The sequence below is a fragment of the Vibrio nigripulchritudo genome (genome assembly GCF_027924785.1).
Taxonomy (GTDB): Bacteria; Pseudomonadota; Gammaproteobacteria; order Enterobacterales; family Vibrionaceae; genus Vibrio; species Vibrio nigripulchritudo.
In genome coordinates this window covers 1,271,127-1,294,177 of the sequence record NZ_AP027050.1, presented here as the reverse complement: position 1 = coordinate 1,294,177, position 23,051 = coordinate 1,271,127, and the positions used below count along the sequence as shown (strand labels likewise).

Sequence of the window (23,051 nt, the reverse complement as noted above, 5' to 3'; positions counted from 1 at the left end):
ATTTGACCTTACAAAACGTCCCAAGAGATTCTTGGGACGTTTTTTACTCTAACTTAATGACAATTATAGATTAATCGCCTTAGAATTTGGCATTGGTACGGTCTTTCGTCGACACTAGGTCAATTGTTTTTTACGTGAGTACTTGGTTTGCGCCTGTTGTAACTTTCCCCATAATCTCTCTGACTCTGTTTTGTTAGCTTCTTTTAGCCATTTGCCATAGATTTTGCAATCATTGTGATACCTGCATGACCAATCTGACGCGCTAGGTAGCTGGTATTGACGTTTGCGAAGGTGATCATCCAACTCGCATACGTATGCCGTAATTGATAGAGTTTTCAGTATTGAATGTCAGCCTTTGAACACATGGAAGCTCATATTCGCTGTAATGCTGGATGGTCATAATAATCATGAGCATTCCTTTTTGTGCTCGAACTGCCTTTGGGTTAAGTACAATGCGTAGTTTTTCTGTTCGAAAGGATTTATCGGCAACCCGATCTTGTGTTCTATAGCTGGAAAAGAGTCTTTTAACGTCAATGCTTTTTGTAACTTAAGGGCTTCTATCGCTGGCGGAAACAAATCGGTCTCTATCTGTTTTAGTTGTTTTTAACCCACGGTCTTTGTACTCAGAACGGCTAATATGAAGTACACCCCTATTTAAATTGACGTCTTCCCATACAAGCGTTGTAAGCTCTCCGGTGCAAAGTCCTGTATAAACTGCTACGGTGATTAGGTTCTTGTGTTGAACTCGATAGTAGATTGAATTTCATCGAATGAGAAAGGATTGATCTCTGATGGTGCTTCTTTTACTTTCTCCAAGATATTTGAATAGTTCTTATCGATATACTTCATTTTGTGAAGTCATTTGAGGAAACTATTAACGGTGGTGATACATAGAACCATTACGAACAATAACCAGTTCCGACATAAATTGTATCTAAGAGCGAGGAGATATAGTGTCAATGTTTCGGTTAGGAGAAGTGACCCCCAATGGTTGGACACATAAGCTAACTTCTTAAGTGGTTGACACAGCTCATGCTGCGTATCTTTGCCTGCCGAAGTAGGCTTCATCAGGAGTGAGGCCATTGAGTCCTTGATGGTTACGCTCTTGATTATAAAACACCATGTAGTTGCTAGTTGCCGATTTCAAGTTCGGCTTCACGAGGGGTCGTGTAAGCTTTTAAGTAAACCTCCTCATATTTCAGGCTACGCCATAATAGCTCGATAAAAACGTTGTCGATCCAGCGACCTTTTCCATCCATGCTGATCCGTACATCATGATCAATTAACTTCTGTGTGAACTCAGTGCTGGTAAACTGGCTACCTTGATCTGAGTTTAAGATATCAGGCGGTCCATATCGCGTAAGTGCTTCCTCAAGAGCTTCGATAAAAAAGCTCGTATCCATAGTGTTAGATAGCCGCTAGGACAACACCTTGCGGCTATACCTGTCAATAATGGCAACCAAATGCAGGACCCCTTTAGCCATTGGGATGTAGGTGATATCTATCGCCCAAGCTTGGTTCGGGTATATGTCTTCAACATTACGCAACAAGTAAGGGTAAACCTTGTGTGCTTTGTTTGCCAGTGTTTTTTACGGTTTGGGATAAGTCGCTCCAATGCCCATATCGCGCATGATCCGAATGACACGCTTACGATTAACGTTATGACCCTTTTTTACCAGCTCGTTTCAAACGCGTCTACTCCCCATGAACGGATATTAAAGGTGAATTTCGTTGCCCATACTGAGTAAATCAATTTCCTCAACGGAGATTCCGATAGGCTGATAGTAAACTGTCGAACGAGCAATATTGAGCAGCTCACATTGGCGCTTAATCGGCAATGGTGTGGATTTAACCAGCAAGCTTTTTCATTGGCTCGATCTAACGACCGAGCATTCTAGTCAAAAAATCATTTTCCATAGTCAACTGACCGATCTTGGCATGAAGCATGTCCACTTCTTCGAAGTTATCTTTGCTCAATTGACTTTCAGAAGCAAAAATCCTAGCTGCATTTTCAAGCAGATTCTTTTTCCATGTAGATATTTGATTAGCGAGCAGGTTATATTTCTGGGCTAATTCCGCGACAGTTTTGTCACCTTTGGCTGCCGCCAATGCCACCTTAGCTTTAAATTCAGGAAAATGGATAATACGTTTCTTCCTGTTTGTCATGGTTCACCTCGTTAGTGATTGTGCCCACTTAACTCAGTGTCCAAAGCTGGTGGAGCAGATCGTCACGATATCATGACGGAATCTGAGGCGTTTTTACTCAAACGGATGTTCGCCGTATACAGTCGGTTCTGGCAAAAGCCAACGCTTTAATCACGACAAACAATGAAATAACGGACTCTACTCACGCCCTAAAATGAGACTCGATACCTATCGGATGAATTTTTCCATATACCAAGACTAGCATTGGCTTCATCGACAATACCGAGCTGAACGTAGTCACCAAATTTGGGGTACAGCTGATCATTTTGTGGGTCGAGGATCTGCCAAGCACCATCGAGGTAAACTTCGACCCAGTTATGTAAATCGCGTGCGCGTAGTATTCGCTGTCCTGCGATAGCAAAGCCCACCGCGACCCTCGCTGGAAAGCCGTTAGCACGCAGCAATGCCGTTGTGAGATAACTGTACTCGGTGCAGTCGCCTTGCTTTTCTGTTAGTGCATACAATGCACCCTGGTTTTGGGCTTTAAATCCGGAGTAGTTAAGGTTATCCACCACCCATTGATGAATGTCGGCTACCTGTTGAGCGTCGCTGGCAGCGCTGCGGCGCAATTGTGAGGCTTGTTCAACAATGTCGGGATGGCGGCTCTGAATAAACCGAGAAGGGGCGAGGTAGCGCTGGCGCAACTTGGGGTCAAGGGAGATTTCTGCAAGGGCGGTCTCGACACTGGTGACCGCCATTTGAATATCGATTTGGCTGAATCCGTAAGGCGCAGTGAGCGGTACCGCAAGCGATGTATAACCCGCCAAAGGTCGTTTGATGTTTCGCGTCACGGGCTCTTTCTGACTTGCTGTTGGGGTATTGACCGTCCATTGGACAGATTGATTTCTTGATGTGGGGTTTAACGGCAACTTAAAGTCTAGCGATTCATGCTCTAATAACTGAGCGGTCAAATTTTCGATTTCTAGCCGGATCAAATAATGCTCAGTATGAGAGAGCACTTCCGCTTTCGGCGCTTTGGCATGAGCATCATTGGCCGGCGTTGTTGCAGGTGGCTTGAGCCCAAACAGCGCTGCGAACGCCAGTATGATCGAAACAAATAGGCTCAATAGAACCCGCTTGCTTGAGGCGATTAATACCATACGCAATCCTCACTGAGTGTTGGCTGAAATGCGCGCACTGTGTAGCTAAAATCCGCGTAGTCTTGCAAGGATTGATTACCGCCGTTGATGTACCACGCATGCTGGGCGATATCGCTCGGAAACTGTTGATAAAAATCTTGATACAGTTCGGTGTCTTGCGCGGTCACGATCAACTTACCAAGTGGCTGATTGTCGAGATAATAACGGCTTTGTGCATAGAGGGTGCGCTGTTGCTGAGCATTTCGCCAGTCCAGTTGTTGCCCTGAAATGCCATCTGGCAGCGGGGCGTCGAGCGAAATAACCAGCCAATTGGAAAACTGGTGATTAATCGTGACCTCATCTGCCTCGATAAAGTTGATGACTTGGCGATCTGGTGCAAGCTCAATAATGCGCACGTGTTCAAAACCCGACAAATACAGCTCCGTGACCGCCGATTCAACGGTCGCCCGACTGGCATTGTTGTGGATCAAATAGAGCGGTGTCGATTTCAAATGCAGCTTATGACGCAAGTGAAACAGCGGGATCGCCAAGGCCTGCGGATGCGTCTCTGCACTATATTCACGAGTATCAATCAAATAGCCGTTCCCAGCCTTAACGGCTGAATGAGCTTGTGCAAACGGCACATAGTAATTGGTAATGGAGCTCAATGCATTGTGCGCAGACAAAGAAGCAAGCTCGGTTCTTACTGGATCAACATCGCACGTTTTAAACCCCAATTCGGCATTGTTCATAGGCGTTGCCATAAATAGTACCGATGATAAACCTAGTGACAAAGAGACCATGCTCATTGGCTGACTAAAGACCAATTCAGTTGGCTGGCCGAAATAGGCGTTTGATTTTGCGTTTCAATCGTCAACGGCACGCTAATGATGTAGTCGGCTTTTGCACCTAATTTCGACACCGGCAATGTATCACTTTTCACCCCGATTTGGTTGGGGTGTTTGCTTTTAACACTCAGCTGTAAATCAGCGAGATCTTGAGGGTGAGTGCTCTTGAGCGTGATTTGATATTGATGCTCAAATGTTGTGCCGTGTTGAACGGTTTCGAGCAACGTCATTGAACAAATCTGGGCAAATCGAGAAAACTTGTGCTGGGTTTCATCATTCACCACATGACCCAGCAAGGCACGGTGTTGCCTTGGCAAATATTGCGGATCGCGACGATCAGCAATTTTCGGGATCAAGCGCAGTGGTTGGTACCAATTGTAGCGACAATCGTCTTCGACACGGAAGCGAATGGCTTGGGGAACATCCCAATTATCCGCAGTGAACGTCACGGTGTCATCGAACAGGGTGATCCCTTTGCTACGATTCACAATGTTGACCGTTATGTCGGTGAATGGGCGTTTACTGAGCATCAGTGAGGCCGCGTAGTCGCCACCACTTTCTGCTAAGCGAAGATAGTGCTGATCAACCCATGTTACTTTGCCTTGTTGAATGTAACGGTTGTTAAAGACTACAATAAATGGTGCTTCAATGGTTTGAGTGCTTTGTTCGTCACTAATGCGTGCGTAGAGTCGATAAGTCCCTTGTGCGATCCCTTTGGTGTCCCAACGCCATTGATCAAATTGACCATCTGGGTTTTCCGATAAGGTGGTTAGGTGTTGCTCTTGATCCGAGCCATCTCTGCGGTAGAACAGGGTGATGCTTGCATCGCTGTCGGGATCGTCATCTTGCCAACGTAACGTGATTGGTCGCGGATGATACATCATCACTGCGTTGTGGTCGTGCGTCCACGTGAAGTTCGGCACGTCATTTTCGCCGTTGTCATCAGTATAGAATCGTTGGTACTCGCTCCATTCGCTGCGAGCTTGCTGCTCATCGATCGCTCTCACGCGCCAGATGTACCATTGGTTATCTTCCAGTAAGGCGCCAATCACCGAGTCTGGGCTGGTGGACGTGGTTTGCCAGAGTTCTTCGTCTGGGGCGCTGCTGCTAAATAATTGGAATTGATAGTAGACGCTGTCATGATCGGAATCGGAGACTTCATGTACCGCCAACTGCGGTTGCAGCGAGGCAACCCAGGCATCTTGCCCCGGATTTTTGGCAATTGGTGTGCTTGGTACTGTGTTCTCTGCGTTAACAAAGAAATGACTGTCGACCCAATCACTGCTCATTCCTTGAGTGGTTTCGGCTTTTACCCGCCAGAAGTAATCATGATCTTCTTTGAGTTCAGGCAATGTCAAGATCAGCGGTGCGTCGGTGTCATTGATCGCGATTTGGTCATCGGATGCCTGTACGGTAAATTGTTGTCGCTCTGCCGAGCCAAAGTCTGCTTGGCTGTCGAGTTCCAGCACGAAATGGGTTCGACTGAGATCGGTATTGCTGGCCGCTTGGAAGCGCAACTGTGGCGTTGAACTTGAAACTCGTTGACCCGTTAACGGTGACAAAATAGCGGGCGCATCGGGGGCGATCTCGAGGCTAACAACACTGAATTGCCATACATCACTGCTCGCGGTTTCGCCCATCACATCCTTTACGGTCACGCGCCAAAAATAGTGGCGTGAGAAATCGAATTCAATGCTAGGCTGCCATGCAATCGAATTTGTTGCAGCTTGAGGTTGCAGCCAAGGAGATTGCACAACCGGTGTAAGTGCCTCGGCAGTAGAAAAGATCTCAAATTGATAGACCAACTCATCGCCATCTGGGTCGGTGGCTTGTATCGCGCTCAAATGGCTTGGCGCTTGATTTAATTCGCTTCGATCTTCTGGTGTATTGAGGGTCGCTGACGTTGGAGCCGCGTTGATGCTATTCACGGTGAACTCGCCGTAACTCCACAAGCTTTTGACAAATTGGTTGCTTGCTCGCACACGCCAAATATAGTGAGCGTCTTCAAGCAAATCGCTAGGCGCTTGCCAACTTGTGACTCCTGAGTTGCCTTGTGCGACCGTATAGTAGGCATACAAAGGCGCTCCGCTGACGGCATCTTGATAAACTTCAAATTCATAGATCACTTCATAAGGACCTGAATACAGCGAATTTTGGATGATCAGCTCCGGATTGATCACCTCGATAAACCCGTTGCTTGGTGTGATGATGGATGGCGCTTGTGGCCCGTCGGGCAGGGCGGGGTTCTTGTCGGCCAGTAGCTCTTCCAAGTTGGTTAAGCCATCACCATCGAAATCGCCAAATCCGTCTTGATCTAAGTTGAGAAAGTGTTCGCGCTCCCAATTATCGGGCAGTCCATCACCATCTCGGTCGGTGGGGTCGCGGATCAAAAAGAACAGCGGTTGAGAAGCGGTTAACTCTCCATCACTGGCATGCAGCACCAGATCATGACGGCCAATTTGATTGAAATCGGGTGTCCAAGTGATCATGACGCCAGTGCCACTCTCTTGCTGGAGTTGCATACCAGTTGGCGGCTCGCTCCAACTCAAACTGAGGCGCTGGTTGTCCGGATCCGTCGCTTGGAAGTTAATTTTGAGTGTTTCGCCAGCAAAGCCGATGCTCAGCGGCAGCACGGGCAGTTGTGGTGGACGATTGGCGGCGGTTTGAGCTGTATTGATGATATAGCGCCCTTTAGCATTGCTGTCGAACACATTGAGCTGTAGCGAGTAACTGTGCACTTCGTCAGTCGGCAGCCTTGCTATCCAGATGTTGTCTGGCGCAATGCGTTTACCATCGTAACGCACAACCTCAGGGGGGTGGGTATGGTCGCCACTCCAAGGCATTTGAAACAGTGCCATGCCAGTTTGCTCGGGAGCGCGGAATAAAAGCTGTCCGTCAGGTTTTTCTATCGGTGCAATAGCGTGGATGTTAACGTTATTCACTGCCCCTTCGGTATCGTAGACTCGTACTAAACTGGCATCCTTGACTAATAGATCGGGAATGGTATCGTGTCCAGGTAATTGCACCAACACGCGTTTTAACAAGATATGGGTATTGACGCTATTGATGAGTGAGGTTAATCGTCCGCCCAGATCATCATCATGCGAATAACTTGCGGTAAAGTTTTTAAATCGACCAGAAAGCGTGGTTTCCATAAGCCAGCAGGCACTTTTAGCGCTGTTGCTTGCGATGTCGCCGAAATCAACCAATAAACTAGGTTGGATCGATTCACTGCCAAGAAACGCGCCAATAATTTCAAAATCAATCAGCAGACCTTGTTTATTCTCAACAATTTTTGGCTGAGCAGATTCGATTTTGAGACTTTTCGCGACGCTCAAACCATTATTTTTCACACGTACACAAAGTGGAAACGCTTCTTTAGGTTCAACTTCTGGGGTGAAAGGATTATCGCTAAAAACGTTTTCCGGCAAAAAATAGTCAAGCGTTAGTTCCGGCATGGCTTTGACGAAGATTGAATCCGCGACGACGGGAACCGCATCGGCTGCACCTTCAAGCTCATAATTAAACGTTGCGCCGACCCAATATAGCGTGCCCACTTGGCTGTTCTTCGCACTGCCAACCGCAGGCACGATCAGCCAAGTCAGTGTTGCTTTTTGACCAGCAGCTAACGAGTCGCTGCCATTAACCAGATCCAGCCCCTCCTGTCTAAGTGGTCGAATAAAAAATTGCGCGTCGGTCGCATTCGGGTTGGAAGACGCGAGAACCTTATTACCCAGTTCGTCGGAGAGAATAACATCAACAGAAATCTTATCGAGAGATTGTTCCGTGAGAACATTTTCTATTTCTAAGGTGGCTTCGAAACCTTGCCGCTCGAGGGTTAATTCTTGAACGATTTGAATGGAAACTTCGGCACAAACGAATTCTTGAGCATGAACACGCCCAATAAATACTATTGATAAAAATACTATTAATAAGCTGTAAAATCTGGTAATTAATATTTTGTTACGTTTGAACATTGGAAAATCCCGACGGAATAATGAGTCGTATCATTTATTAACCTTATTTTTCCCGCAACCAAACTGATTAAGTTTCAATGTATTACATTTTGTTATGTGAAGTGTGCTTAAAGTACTAAATCGATTAATATATTTATCTATGAACGATGTTACATTCCGCGGATATATACTTCTAAATCGTATTTAAATAGTTAATGTAATAATGATGAATTCATTAATAGGTCAAGATTTTAAAATATTTTTTAATAAAGTAATAGGTGTTGCCCCATTGAATTGGTTGATAATAATTGTTAACAATAGAATACATATAGGTATATCATGCGGTTTGATGATTGTACCTTTTCTTGTTCTTGCGAGCATTACAATGGTGATGCGAATTTCCCATGCCGCAGAGATTGATGTGGTTGGTGGAATGGGGTATGGAACCGAAGGAAACCGCTACTTTGTCTATGACACAAGGGGGGACGACATAATTCGTGTCCCTGTCGGGGAGAACGATCTAGAAGGTAGCATTATATTACGAGATGGAAATGATCACGTCATAACAGACGGAAAACTCGTAGATATCCTGATTCAGGATTATGAACAAACCCCAATTAAAAAAACGTTGGAATTTCATGCTGACAAAAACAATATTAGTCATACTGGGCGAATTAAAAATATTGATTTCGATATTAAACTCTACTCTGGCAACGGTCGCGCAATAATTGGAGGTTACCGAGAATTAGTATTTGATGCAACTAATCACACCCCTATTGATGACACAAGATATGACTTATATTTAGGAACTATTACAGAGTTTCCAGGTAGAAAAGAACATTTAAAATTAAAAAATACAGATGTTGTGTACCGTAGTGTTGCTGGAACAGGAGTTGCTTCAGATTCGCCAGCCACATTGATTGAGTTTTATGGTAACAGTTATCTTAACCATGAAACTTTGTCACATGCGAGCTCAGTAAAAGTTCCTAACAAAGTGATATTCCATGAAGGAGAAAACGAACTTAGGTTTGGCTGGCAGTCTAGACATATTAATGCTGAGATTATGGATGATGCGGTGTTAACAAATATTGAATTAGCTCCTGATACTGGAAAATATCTACTCGATCAATCTGACAACCCATATACTTTAAAAGTATACCTTCCTAGCGATATATCTGACTTTACTACTTACTGGAATGAAGAAAAATATGCTATCGAGCTTGAAAATTCGATGGGAAATAGGGTGCATTTTACCATTAGTCAAGAACTACTGAAGAAAATATTGGAATCAGATTTCTACCTGCCAGTATATCTTTTATCACCAAGTGGCGAGCAAGTCAGTCTTCAGTCTCTCCTAAGTGAAATCACTCTTACAGACTTTATTGCACAAGAACCCATTGTTAACCAGGATTTCTATTATTTTTTCGGTACCGTTTTGGGCACCAATCAAGATGATGTGATCAGAAATGCTTGTAATGTAAAATCGGGTTTAGGTAATGACACACTCATACAAACTCGTGGGAATTCAATAGGTCCCTGTATTTATGATTTAGGCTCTGGGAATGATACGGTAGAAGTTGCTTCAACTAGTCAACCAGATAAAATTATTTCACACGGTGGTGTATTAACTGTAAAATCAAACCAGCGTTTCTATGAAAGCTATTACTCTAACTTCAAGCGAGCGATTCAATGGAATAAGCCGATTAATAAAGATGATATCGTCGCTGCTAAAGTTGGATTAGACCTCGAAGTCACCCTGTCTGCGACCGATAGTATCGTCCTAAAAGATTACTTCTTATCAAATCAGGGCTTGTTGACTGCTTCAGAGTTGCGTCTTAGTGATGGCTCTAGCATCTATTTTCAAGAGCTTGCCAACCCAATATCGCCAGTGTTTGGCTTTGAAGTTCCGACGGAAAGCGCTGACAGGTTAGTGTATGCCTATTGGCAAAAGGAGCACGTCGAATCACTTGCGGGTGATGACTTTATATCCGGCGCACGAAGTGTCGATGCGGGTGAAGGCATTGATACGATAATCATGAAGGGTCATCATCGCACTGCGCTCGTTAGAGCAGGGGCGGGTAACGACACCATCACACTTGCAACCGACACGCATGCAACGCTCTATTTTGACCAAGGTGATGAGTGCGATGTCGTCAAGTCGGATAGATATAAAAGTATTTACTCTCCAATTATTTTCAGGAATTTGCAAGAACCACGTACCACACTGGAATTTGGTGAGGGGATCACTCCAGACGATCTTACCTTATCTTTCGATGGCAATGAGTGTGGTGTAAAAAATTATCCAGGGGCAATGTCCATTGCATATCCAGGTGGCAATATCACGCTCGATGAAGGAATAAACATTGATGCTATTGCGTTCGTCAATGGTGATCGCTATACGTTTACCTCCATGTTTCCTAGCACCGCTATGAAAGTGACCCTCCACGATGAAGGCGGCTCAATAAGCTCGGCTAAAGACGATGTCACTACGCTCGGAGGAATGGGGCGGGATGTTATGTTTGCTTCATATATGGATGGTAATGCTGGTGCAGATACGGTTCAACTCAATAACAATAGCGCATTTTATGATTTAGGCGACACGTGCGGTGTCAACAGCGAGCGCTGTGCTGAATCAGAGTTGATCTTAGCGCATTCATCAGCCTCAATACCTCTGAAGGGCAGAATCCATTTTTCAGGTGGTGTGAGTGCAAGCAGCTTGAAAGTGTTGGAATATACACAAAGGGTGAAATTAGCCTATGGTCACGATGACGTGATCGAGGTCGATGAACAAGTGGCATTTTCGCCTTTGGTTACTTATGAATTTACTGATGGGACCATCATCACTGGTGAAGAACTCAGTCGCGGGATACAACAGCAGAATTACATTGAACTGACGGAGCATGATGACCGATACTCACCATATATTGAGACCGATACGGTCGTTCGTATGCTGGCGGGTGATGACACGTACTATAATTACAAAGGTATCATCGGTGTAGTTGACCCAGGTAAAGGCAATGACTTTTTACGCCAACCTAGCCATGTCATGATCAATAAAGGATATCAAGAAGAGTTAATCGAAGGTCCCTACCCCAAAGGGCTAACTTTAGAGTTCACCGACCGAACCTTAGATGATATCCGCAACGCTAATATCTCGATTACTCAAGATTCGGATTATAGAGGAACATCATTTCAACTCAATGTTGACTTTGGGAACTATGATATAATTAAAGTTAAAAATGTGATGGAGTGTTACAGTTTCTGCAGTGTCGAAAATATATTAATACGCGCACAGGACGCAGATGTTAGTTTACTTGACTTTGACCATTTGGTTGAACCGCTACTATTTTTTACGCTAATTAGTGAAATAGATTTGCTTAAAAATGAAAGCGGTAAATTAAAAGATAATACGATTCTAAAATTCCAAACTTTGAACTTAGACCAGAGCTATCAGTTTTCACTATACCGCAATGACAAGAATATATGCACCATCAGTTACGATAAATATTACACCTGGACAGCGCCAATTGTAGACCCAATGCAATGTCTACTGCGCGTGGATGATCTAAATGGTCAAGATTTCGAGTTAACCGCTCGCTATCAGTTTAAAGATCGATCATTTGAATTTAGAACGCGTTTACCTGTCAATGTGACGGGACTAGCAGCGCCCAATATTCTTAGTCAGTCACCAAGTAGTGCCCAAGAAGTCAATACGACACGCTTCTCACCAAGGATTGAACATGATCAAATTGGCGTGGATATGGACGTGTATTTGAATGGCAATTTGATCTATCAAGGGCTGTTTGCTGGAAATCGTGTTTTCTTGCAATCATTGTCGATTGCATTTTCAGAAGGCGAGAATCAAGTTCGCTATGTGCTAAGAAATTCACAAGGTGAAGATAGCGTTACCTATCTGATCAACTATGTTCCACTTGAAGTGAAACCTGTGAATACCATAGTTACACGGAGCAAAGGCGTTTTTTCTGTTAGTTGGGATGCACTGGGCGATCAAAGTAAATATCATGATTTCAAAGTATTTGGTTCCAATATTCCAATTTCATCTGATATAGATGTGCTTGAGAAACTTACACCAATCGCGACGACGTCGGAATATCTACATACCTATTTTGTCTCTTCAGGGAAGGGTAACTATTATCATCGTGTCGCGGCACTCGATGTATTTGGTCAGATTGTTGGCGTTTCAAAGCTGATTGTTTATGACATTACGCCAAGTTCAGCAACTTTAGTGTTGAGTAGTGATAATCAGGTTGGAAATACGCTTGGACCTGGACAAATCAAAGTAACCATGGCGTTCGAAAAAGAAGTTGAGTTTACATCACCTATCTATATTCAGGATGATAATAATAAGTATAGCACCTATATATCACCAAAGAGAGAAGCCAACACTAATACCTATATTGCTTCTTTTGACCCGAAATCGATTCGTGATGAGTGGTATGGTGTGCGTATCACAGGCACCGTTTATGACGAAGATGGAAACCGTGTATATCTATCGTTTGACTCATCATATTACGTTGATTTATATCCGGCAAAAGCGTACCTATCTGTATCTTCCAGTACTAACAGGACAATAAATTACATTCCCGGCAGTGAATTGCAAATTCGTTGGTCGTTTCAAGATTATCTTTCAACTACGGTTGAGCCCGAGTTTTATTATCAGCTTTCCGGTCCGAATCGACAGAAACAGCGCATTGAACAAAGCAGCGTTATCGATAAGGAAACTAATCGACCAATCTATGTCGCATTTATCACCCTCCCTTCTGATGTGAGCGCAGCAGAACAAGAGAATATTACATTTTCATTCCGAGCAGTCGACCGATTCGGCAACGTCAGTGTTAATGATTATGCTTTGTACGATGGTGTGTTTATGGTGGTTAATGGTGATGATGTGCCGCCTGCAGCGCCTCAATATGTCTCTCTATCTGCCAACCAAAACTCTGTTGATGTCGTTTGGGAAACCGTGAGTGTAGATGAAGATTTGAGTCACTTCGAATTGAGTGTTGATGGTTCAGAGGTGGTTCGATTGGAAAAGAACGCAACAAGCCATATCATTACTGATCTCGCTAAAGGTACTACTTATCAGCTGGCGCTCTCGGCGGTGGATTTGGCTGGCAATCGAAGTGAAACGGAAAAACGCTGGATCTCAACCCAGATGGATAATCCGATCCTCACGATTACCGAAGTCAAAGATGAGCAAATTACATTGGAGTGGCAAACCCCAGAACATGGGGGGGCGTTAACGGGGTATTATTTCTACCAATCTACGGCTCCTTTTGATTCGGTTGCGAACATGCAACATCGAAAAGTGGTCAATCAATATGTGCCAAATAAGTTGGTGCTTAACGAACTGTATAATGGCGAACAATACTACTTTGCTTTGGTGTCGAAGTCGCGATACGGCGAAATTGACCCCAATGTCATCGCGGTTTCGGCCATACCCGAAAAAGATGAGATCGGGCCTGTGGTTGATTCAGTCATGTGGAACATGGGTGAATTTACCCAAGGCACCTTGCTAGAGCGTGCGGGTCAATGGCAAGTTAAAGCCAGCGATGTGAGCGGGTTAAGCCGCATGGAAGTGATGATCGATGGCGAATTTTATCAAGTCGATACTTCTGCTAATGATACATTTGCGGCGAATTTTGATCCCGCTGGATACACTGATGGCGAGCATCAGGTGACGTTCTCACTTTATGATGTGTATGACAACCAAACCGACATTAACCTCAACTTTAATACCGCGCTGGCGGTGCCTACGGCGCCACAGATCGTCACGCCAGCGGGTGATGTGAGCGTCGGTGAGCGCTGGTTACCGATTTCTGTGCGCAGCAAATTTGCCGATCACATCCAACTGATGGTTAATGATCTGCCGCAAGGCCCTTGGCTGGCCATGGGCGCGTCATCGACAAATCAAAACGATGCCAGTGTGCTGACCACTATGGAGGTCGATCTAGAGGTTGGTGTGAATTCGGTGGCGGTAAAAGCCAAAAACCGTGCTGGTGAAAGTGCGCTTAGTACTCCTGTCAACATAACGCTGGATGCCGACATTCCCACTCGCCCGAAGCAACTGGTTGGTCTTGCTCGTGTCGGTGGCGAAATTGCACTTAGTTGGGCGGCAGAGCAATCCGACGTGACGGTGGGTTATCATATTTATCGTGCGAAAACCGCGTTTGTTGACCAACAAAATGCCATTCGAGTGACTTCTCAGCCGCTGCGTAATAGTGCGTTTGTTGACTTACCGCTTGAGGATGGACGTTACTTCTATCGCGTGACCGCCGTGTCGAGCAAAGGCATTGAAAGCCCGTTGTCGAATGACGTTCAAGTTGAGTCTGATCGCTTAGCCCCTGTTGCTGTGGTTGAGTACCATACCGATGGCGCGCAAGATGCGACTCGCGGTGTGTTTGGTCAAGGGGAGTTGACCCTAACCATCACGGTATCAGAGCCATTGTTTGCCGACCCGTTTATCAGCATCACCAGTCAAGGTCGCGTGTTTACCCCAAGATTGAGTGCGGTGGCTTCCGATACTTATCAAGCGCGGGTACAGTTAGATGAACACTGGCCAAGTGGTGACGCACACCTGACATTTTCAGCACGAGATCGGATTGGTAATCGCGGTTTTGCCGTGACACAAGGCGCAAGCTTTAGTGTTGATACACAAGGACCGATTGTTGAGGCGTTAACGTCCCAGCCACAATCACCGGTTCGAATTGATGCGGCTCCAACCGCAGTGACCATCGAGCTGACGTTGGATGAAGCCGTGGCACAAAATAGTCAGCCAGAGTTGCATTATTCGGTTGGGCTGCAAAGCCACCAACAAGTCGCGCTAACTCACCTCGCGGATGAGCGTTGGACGGCGGAGCTCACGTTCGATGAAACGGTGGCATTGGATGCGCCTCAGCAATTGAGTTTTGCGTTAAATGCGCAAGATGAACTTGGTAACGTTTCGCTGTGGCAAAGCCGAACTGACCAAGTCATCGAGCTGTATCAAGGAGAGTTACCAGCGTTGAACGCGCCACTTGGGCTTAAAGCGCAAGCGTTGCCGCAGGGTGAAGTGCAGTTAACGTGGATGTCGGTCACGGCAAATTCGGGTTATGTAATTTACCGACAAACGGCAGATGGCACCGAGCCAGTTGAAGTCGCGCGCGTTGGGAGTCACGATGAGCGCAACATCACTGAGTATGTCGAGCGTCCAACCAGTGATGGTCAATATCGGTATGCGGTTGCAACGATACGCAGCGCGAACCAGCAGCAATCGCTCAGCCCTCTATCGGAATGGGTATCGGTGCTCGCCGATTCAACCCCACCGATTGCGCCAAGCAATCTAGAAGCGGAATTGACCCCGGTGGGGATCGCGCTGCGCTGGGAGATGGTTTCACCTGAAGCGGGTCTGACGTATCAGATATATCGCGCCGAACAGTCCCCAATATTATCGGTCAGCGATCTAGAGCCAATTTCTGCAGCGATTGTGGATCAATTGGCGTTAGACAGTGAACCGAGTGAGCATTTGCCGGCTTATGCGGTAGTCGCGGTCGATCAAGCAGGAAATCGCTCTGCCATTTCTGACACGGTTTATCTTAACTTGTCACTGCTGCCGGTGCGTAACGTCAGCTTAAGCTTTGATCAAGATACGTTGCCCACGTTGAGTTGGTCACATGGCTCGCAATCGCTGCAAGGTTATCAACTGGCGATTGGTCAAGGCGCTAATCCGACCTTAATTAATGACGGCCTGATCACCGAAACCCATTATCAAGATTCTGGCTATACCAGCGGTGAGCGTCGTTATCACTTAACGGCGATTGATGTGAATGGGGAAACCAGTTTGACCCGCAGTGTGCTATTGCCTGATGTGTCAATCAATGTGGCGCAAGGTTCGGTGATTAAACGGAACTTGTTTAGCAAGGTTGTGTTTGAGTTGCATTATAACGGCAGTGAACCCTTGCCGGGTCAGCGTTTGATTGCCGATGTTCAAGGGCAAGCCATTCAATCGGATCGCTTCACGCTTGAACCTGGTTGGCAAGAGATCGCGATGACCATCGCGGGCGACGAAACGCTCCCTGACCGTTTAGTGTTGCCTGTGACGTTACTAGGTAAGCGTTTTGCTGATCAAACAGTGGAAATTCGTCAACGTGTTGAGGTGCCAGTGGAGCAAGGTCTGGTTTCGGTTGACATTGAGACGCGCAACGTGACGCGTGGCGGTTTTGGTGAGTTCCGCTATCGAATCACCAATCCTGGCGATGAAACCTTGGCGATGGTGACGGCCAAGAACAGTGGTCAGCAAGCTTCCGGTGATGTGCGTGTTGTGCTCAAGGATCTCGACGCCAACACGTTGAGCGCACAATCCTATCAGCGTAATTCCGGTGAGAACATCATCACGCTACCAAATCGAGACTCGGTGCTGCGAGTTGCGGCAGGTGAAACCTATCGTTCACCGTGGCAACAGTTTGCGGTGCCATCCAGTGCGCCGTATCAAGCTCAACTTGAATTGAGAATTGCCAAGATTTACGCACATTATGGTCTGGATACCCAAGTGGAAGTGGCCGGTTTGGTCGCCACCAACACCTTAAAGCTCATTGATACGGCTTATTTTGCCGATATTGATCACGTCTCACCCAATGTTTCGTTTGGCGATGGTCCAATCACGATCCAAGGGCGCGCGGTGGATAGAGCAACGGGGGAAGCGACACCACAAGCGCCGATAACACTGGTGATCGCCAAGGACAGCTTTGAGCGAACGGTTTCGTTGATGACTGATGAAGCCGGGCAATTTGTTTATGAGCATACGCCATCTGCAGGCGTGAGTGGGCAATTTGAGTTGCACGCCATTCATCCTGAACTGACGGAAAGACCGGGTCAGGCGAGCTTTACGATCCAAGCCGTCAAGGTGATGCCAAATCAAATCAATTTGCGAACGGTCAAATCTGTGTCTCAGACGTTCCCAATCATTATTGAAACGCGCGCCGAGACGGCACTGAGCGAGGTGAATATTGTGCCGACGCAGTCTTTACCAGAAGGGGTTGAGCTGTTCCTGCCGCAAGATCTGAGCTTGGCAGAGAATGAACGCCGTGAGATTTCGGTTGATTTACTGGTCGGCGAAAGTGGGCCTGAAAAGGGCACGATTGAACTTAATGTGATGGCGTTGGTGGGTGGTGAAGTCGATGTGCGGAATATTGGTCAGCTAAGCGTTAACTTTAATGCGGAGCAATCTAGACCGAATTTGTTCGTAGCTCCATCGATGTTGGAGCTAGCGGCAACCGTAACGGGCAGTGATCACGGCGCATTTACGTTAACTAATCGCGGTACTGAACCCATGTACGCGGTGACGATTGAGTTGTTGACCAAAGAAGGCACGCCTGCGCCCAATTGGTTACAAAATCGTACCTTTGGCCAGTATGCCCAAATTGCGCCAGAGCAATCGGTGACGCTTGATATTGCGCTACAGCCGCAAGAGCTGGCAGCGACGGGCACAGAAGAGTTTATCGTGCAAATTACCTCAGCTAACCATGCGCCACGGCGTGTGCCGGTGTTTACCACGCTGGTTGAGGACGGCCAAGGCAGCGCCCAATTCAAGGTGAGCAACATCTATACCGGTACTTTGGATGCGCAAGGCAAAGTGATTCAAGGGTTGCAGGGAGCCAAGGTGGTGCTTCGCAACGAAGCGGCGCAAGACATCGAATACCTCGGCAGTACTGATCAATACGGTGAGCTTTTGCTCTCAGAGGTTCAAGCGGGAAGTTACCAGTATTGGGTGACCCAATCTGGGCATCAAACTTACGTTGGACGTTTGCGCGTGAAACCGGGAGTGGTGACCAATCAGGCGGTATTTTTGAACTACGAAACCGTCAAGCTGGATTGGAGCGTCAAAGAGGTAGCGCTGCAAGATAAATATGAAATTGTACTCAACGTCGACTTCGTAACCGACGTGCCCGCTGCGGTGCTGGTTGCAGAGCCTGCCGCGATCATAGTGCCAGAGCTGGAAGCCGGTGAGGTGTTCTACGGTGAAATTCGTTTAACCAACCACGGACTGGTGCGGGCGGATAACGTCAACTTTATGCTGCCAGCAAGCAGTGACACTCTGCGTTATGAATTGTTGAGCGAGAGTCTGCCAAATACCTTGGAGGCAAAACAAAGTGCGGTGATTCCATATCGGATCACGGGTTTGGCAGCAATGACCCCGGATGGCAGAGGCAGTGGTGGTAACGCCGGATGTTATTCATCGAATCAGTGCTTGAATATCAGCTCGTCTTTCCAATGTGCGAATGGTGATCAGAGCAATGCAAATGCACAAAGCTGTTTTGTGGTGCCAAGGGTGTGTAACTCGTCAGGTGGTGGCTCAGGAGATGGAAACGGTTGGGTTTGGCATGGTGGATGGGATTGGGGCTCCGATCCAGGTGAATGGGTTGGCAGCGAAGAATCGCCATTCCCACTACCAGAATGTCGCGTGGATTGCCCAGATGGATGTGAATCAGGAAACAATGGAGGTGGACAGTAATGATGCAGTTACCTAGAAGTATGAAGCAGTGGTTAGGTAGAGGCATCGTGTGTCTATCACTGGGGCTGTTGGTATCGTGGCAAGCGATGGCGAAGCCCGTTGGACGATTTGATCATGCGAAAGCGCAGTATGAAGAAACCAGCACCGATCTAGTGGTAAAAGTGCTGGGTGGTGAGGTCAAGATCAAGCGTCGTTATCGAGATGGCGAGTGGTTATTTAACCCTCATTGGGTAACGTTAAAATTGAATCGTGTGACCCCAGATGGCACGCCCTCAGACGACGCCCGCTACCCGGTGTCCAGCATTAATCGCGATTTGTATAGTTATGGTAAATCGCGCGTACTGCAAGCGGGTGAAAATATCGTCGCTCGCTTTGTGTATGAGCACGATCCTTCAAAGCACATCCTTCAAACTCGCACGGGGTTTATTTGGGAAGATCGCAGTGGTGATCAAATCTTCTATGATCTTGAAGGTAAAATTGTCCGTTACCAAGATAAGAATGGTGTGACCGTTTCTTTCAATCGCGACAGTGAAGGAAACATGACGGGGATCCTGGATCATCACGGCACACAAGTGGTGACCTTGAACTATAGCCAGGGCAATTTGGTGGCCGTCCGTGACTACAGTGGGCGGCAAGTTTCTTATCAATGGGATAATACGGCACTCGTGCAAGCGACTGATGTGAATGGTCACAAATGGCGTTATGAATACCAAACCATGTTGAACAAGTCTTATATGCGCAAGGCGATCGATCCTGAAGGTCAAGAAGTGATCTTTACCAATCGGATCAGTCGCAGTGGCGTAGTCAATATTTCAAGTCAGCCGTTCAGTGGCAGTTCGGTCGGTGGGGTGGTCGCCTATGGCGGTGGAACGGGTCAAATCAGCGGCGGGATCCGTGACAACCGCGGCGACTTAGGCCAGCGCAGCATCAACGCCAAGCCAATGGTGGTGCTGACGAAAAAGAGTTACGGCGATGGTGCGTACATTCGTTACCAAGCGTTCTACAACGCTCAAGATGAGCGATATACCACGGTAGAGAAAACCAGTGATGGCAGTGAGATTTTAAAGACGTTTGCCAAAGATGGGCAAGCTGGAGAAGTGAGCATTGGCGGTAAACGCCTGTATACGCAAATTAAAAGTGGTAATCGCCGCGTGATTGAAGACGGGCTCGGTAATCGTACTGAAATCCTGTTCGATCAATGGGACAACCCAATTAATATCACTTACGCTGATAACAGCACCGAGACGGTAACTTATCACTCTAATTTCAACCTTCCACTGGAATATCGCGACCGGAGAGGTGTCGTTACGAGATTTCGCTATGATCAAACTGGCAACGTGGTAGAACTCGAGCAAGGCGTCGGCAGTATGGAGCGACAAATCATTACCGCAGAGTATGATGAGTTTGGTCAGTTTACCAAATTACAAGTGCTCGGCGCTGACACCAGTGTTGCAGCTGCTTGGCTATTTCAATACGACCGCTATGGTAATTTGGTTCAGTATACCGATGGCCGTGGAGTGGCGTGGAAATTTAGTGATTATACGACAGCAGGTAAGCCTCAATCGGCTACCGATGGTCGCGGTGAAGTATGGGGCTATCAATACGATCAAAGAGGTCAACTGACGCGAGTAACCACACCTGAGGGCGCTGTCGCGGATAGACACTGGGCTTTGGAATACAACAAGCTTGGTGAGCTTGCTTTCTTTACTGATCCTCGCAATGTTCGCACCTCCTATCGTTATGACCGCCGCGGTCACTTAAACCAAGTCAGCGACGCACTGGGATTGCTGGTAGAGAGCACTTATTTGCTCGATGGCCGTTTGCAAAATTCGACCGATGGTTCCGGATTAGCCAAGCAGTTTTCGTATGATAAACAGCTGCGATTGAAGCGCATTTTGGATGGTGTTGGCAATGTAACTAAAATCAGTTATGTGGGTGAAAATAACAGTGCCATCGCATGGGAAAGTCGCATTGAGAGTGCTGAGTCGGATTATCATTACCGCTATGACGCGCTAGGACAAGTGACAGAGATTTCCCAGCAGCAACTTGGCGGCGAAGACATCAGAACGCAGAAATTGGTTTATAACCAAAATGATTATCCGGAAGTGGTTATCGATCCAAATGGCAACGAAACGTCGGTGATTTTTGATGCCCTCGGCCGACCTGTCACAAAAAAAGACGCATTGGGCGGGCTGTCGACGATCACTTATACCGCGCTTGGAGATATCGCAAGTGTAACGGATGCAGAAAATAGAACGACCCGTTATGAGTATGATCAGGTTGGCAATCGAACCGCCGAAGTCTTGCCGATGGGCGAGCGCTTTGAGTTTGAATATGATCCAAACAATAACCTAGTCGTTAAGCGTTTTCCGTCCGGTGCGGTGATTCGTTATAGCTATGATTTAGACAATCGACTAATTAAGGAAGTCTGGTATGCGGCAGTGCATCGCACGAACGACTTTCATCAGCCAGAGCGTGAAGTGCACTATGACTATTTTGCCAATGGTCAGTTAAAGGGGTATCAAATGAGTGACAGCTCCGGTGTGACCGGGGCTGAATATCAATATGATGCGCGTGGCCAATTGCTGCAAGAGACTACCCATTTCCCAACCTTCAGTAAGCAGATCCAATATGGGTATTATGGCAATGGTCAATTGAAGCAAGTGATTGCGCCTGATGGAAATGAAGCCAGCTATCGTTATGACAAAGCTGGGCGTTTGTTAGTCGCAACCATGAAAGGCTCTGGAAGTGTCTCATTTTCAGGTTATCAGGGGCAGTTGCCAACGGAGATGGTTTACCCCGGTGGCATCAGTCGTCAGCAAACCTACAATGGATTTGGCAATTTACAACAGATCATCGTCAATGACAGAGAAGGGAAAATACTCGAACAGTATAACCATCACTATGATCTTGCGGGAAATCTACTGTCTAAAACTACCCTCGCGGGTGACTTTCAGTATCAGTACGATAAGTTGGATCGACTAGTACAAGCCACGCAACCTGCACCACATCAAAATCTCATGTTTGACTATGACGGGGTGGGTAATCGCACCAAGAGTCAGGACGAGTCACTTTGGCAATATAATGCGAATCATCAATTAACCCAAATGGGAGAGATGTTTTATCGTTATGACGATAACGGGAATCTCATCACGGAGCATCAAGGTACTGAAACCGCAACCGCGCAGCGTGAGTATCAATACAACGCAAATGGTAGGCTGAATAGTGTTACCAGTACCAACCATGCCGCGGTTTCGTATGATTATGATCCACAAGGTCGTCGAGTTTCGTCAACATCGGGCGATGAACAAAACTATTTTTTGTATAGCCAACAGGGACTTGTTGGGGTTTATGATGAACAGGGTAATTTACAATCCGGTTATCAGTATTCACCTTTAGCAAGATGGGGACAGATGCCTTGGTATCAGACCACCACGCAAGTTGAAGGGGGCGGTTTTTACCAGAACGATCACCTAGGCGCGCCGTTTATGATGCTGAAAAGCAATGGGCAAACCTTGTGGCAGGCCAGCTATGATGCGTTTGGGCAAGCGGAAGAATCCATTACCCTTACCCAAAGTAATTTGCGATTTCCCGGTCAATGGCTCGATAGAACCACAGGGCATCATTACAATTTCTATCGTGATTATGCTCCAGAAATTGGCCGATACGTTCAAAGAGATCCGATAGGATTAGCGGGTGGTCTTAATACCTATGGTTATGCCAATGGCAATCCGAATAGATACATCGATCCTCTTGGATTATGTCCTTGGTGCATAGCGGGCGGTATTGTTGGTGGTGGTGTTGCAGTAGCTGCGTATTGGGAAGCTTATCAGTGTGGTGATATATCTTTTCCTGAATATATTGGAGCTATTACGATTGGCGCGGGTGCCGGAGCTATTAGTGGCGGGGCGTCTATTCTTACAGGGGTAACCGTTGCGGGTGTTGGAAGTGCGCTCCAGCAAAAAATAACCGGCGATGAAGTTGATATGTGGGATGTTACCATTGCATCATTAACAGCTCGCTATGGAGGGCTATTTGGGCAAGGGATTTCTAAGATTATCTACCCAAGTAAATACATTCATGTACGCGAACGAAAATGGTACACCTTGTGGCTATATAGGCATAAAGTTGTGAAAGAAGTTTGGAATGACACAGGGCGCAGAACTGTAGACTCGGCAATTTCAGGTGGTGTTGGTGGAGGTTTGAGTACTCTACCAGGAGCTTTGCAGACTGGCGGAGGCGGATGTGATGACTCTAACGACTGCTAGGGAACATAATGGTAAATAAGCTCCTTAAGCTATCAGGCATCATGCTTGTTGTTTTGAGTCTATTGCTTATTCCATTGCTGTTTATTTATGAATATGGGGAAAGTGAGCAAGTACAAGGTGTGATTAGCTGGTTAATTTTGCTATTTAAATTGCTTGTGATTTTGCCTCCGATCCCCGTGGTCGTGTGG

At 46.6% G+C, this 23,051-nt stretch carries 5 protein-coding genes and 1 pseudogene; 2 read left to right on the top strand and 4 right to left on the bottom strand.

Annotated features, from left to right (window positions below; genetic code table 11):
• Positions 1 to 1,030 precede the first annotated feature (1,030 nt).
• From QMG91_RS24160 to QMG91_RS24145, 4 genes and pseudogenes are all read right to left on the bottom strand, one after another.
• Positions 1,031 to 2,166 (bottom strand): annotated as a pseudogene (locus tag QMG91_RS24160) (IS3 family transposase).
• Positions 2,167 to 2,354: 188 nt separating this feature from the next.
• Positions 2,355 to 3,305: a transglutaminase-like domain-containing protein gene (locus QMG91_RS24155; RefSeq protein WP_281830595.1), complete on the bottom strand. Its 951-nt coding sequence runs from the start codon at positions 3,303 to 3,305 to the stop codon at positions 2,355 to 2,357.
• Positions 3,296 to 4,036 (bottom strand): hypothetical protein, encoded by a 741-nt coding sequence (locus QMG91_RS24150; protein ID WP_281830594.1) that lies wholly within the window; start codon positions 4,034 to 4,036, stop codon positions 3,296 to 3,298. Before QMG91_RS24150 ends, QMG91_RS24155 begins: the two co-directional genes overlap by 10 nt.
• Positions 4,037 to 4,089: 53 nt before the next feature.
• The gene (locus tag QMG91_RS24145) at positions 4,090 to 8,109 is read right to left on the bottom strand and encodes a fibronectin type III domain-containing protein (RefSeq protein ID WP_281830593.1); all 4,020 of its coding nucleotides are present in this window, start codon (positions 8,107 to 8,109) and stop codon (positions 4,090 to 4,092) included.
• 1,222 nt (positions 8,110 to 9,331) lie between these two features.
• On the opposite strand from QMG91_RS24145, the gene QMG91_RS24140 reads away from it, so the two are divergent.
• Both QMG91_RS24140 and QMG91_RS24135 read left to right on the top strand, forming a co-directional pair.
• Positions 9,332 to 18,595, top strand: a complete 9,264-nt coding sequence (locus tag QMG91_RS24140; protein ID WP_281830592.1) for a fibronectin type III domain-containing protein — start codon at positions 9,332 to 9,334, stop codon at positions 18,593 to 18,595.
• A complete protein-coding gene (locus QMG91_RS24135) occupies positions 18,595 to 22,863 on the top strand; it encodes an RHS repeat-associated core domain-containing protein (RefSeq protein WP_281830591.1) in 4,269 nt (1,422 codons plus the stop codon). The genes QMG91_RS24140 and QMG91_RS24135 overlap by 1 nt, the downstream gene beginning before the upstream one ends.
• Positions 22,864 to 23,051: the final 188 nt, after the last annotated feature.

What these genes read in the sequence shown, in the direction of transcription:
- QMG91_RS24155 (WP_281830595.1), bottom strand. Translation starts at nt 3,305, where the DNA reads ATGGTATTAATCGCCTCAAGCAAGCGGGTTCTATTGAGCCTATTTGTT.
- QMG91_RS24150 (WP_281830594.1), bottom strand. Translation starts at nt 4,036, where the DNA reads ATGAACAATGCCGAATTGGGGTTTAAAACGTGCGATGTTGATCCAGTA.
- QMG91_RS24145 (WP_281830593.1), bottom strand. Translation starts at nt 8,109, where the DNA reads ATGTTCAAACGTAACAAAATATTAATTACCAGATTTTACAGCTTATTA.
- QMG91_RS24135 (WP_281830591.1), top strand. Translation starts at nt 18,595, where the DNA reads ATGATGCAGTTACCTAGAAGTATGAAGCAGTGGTTAGGTAGAGGCATC.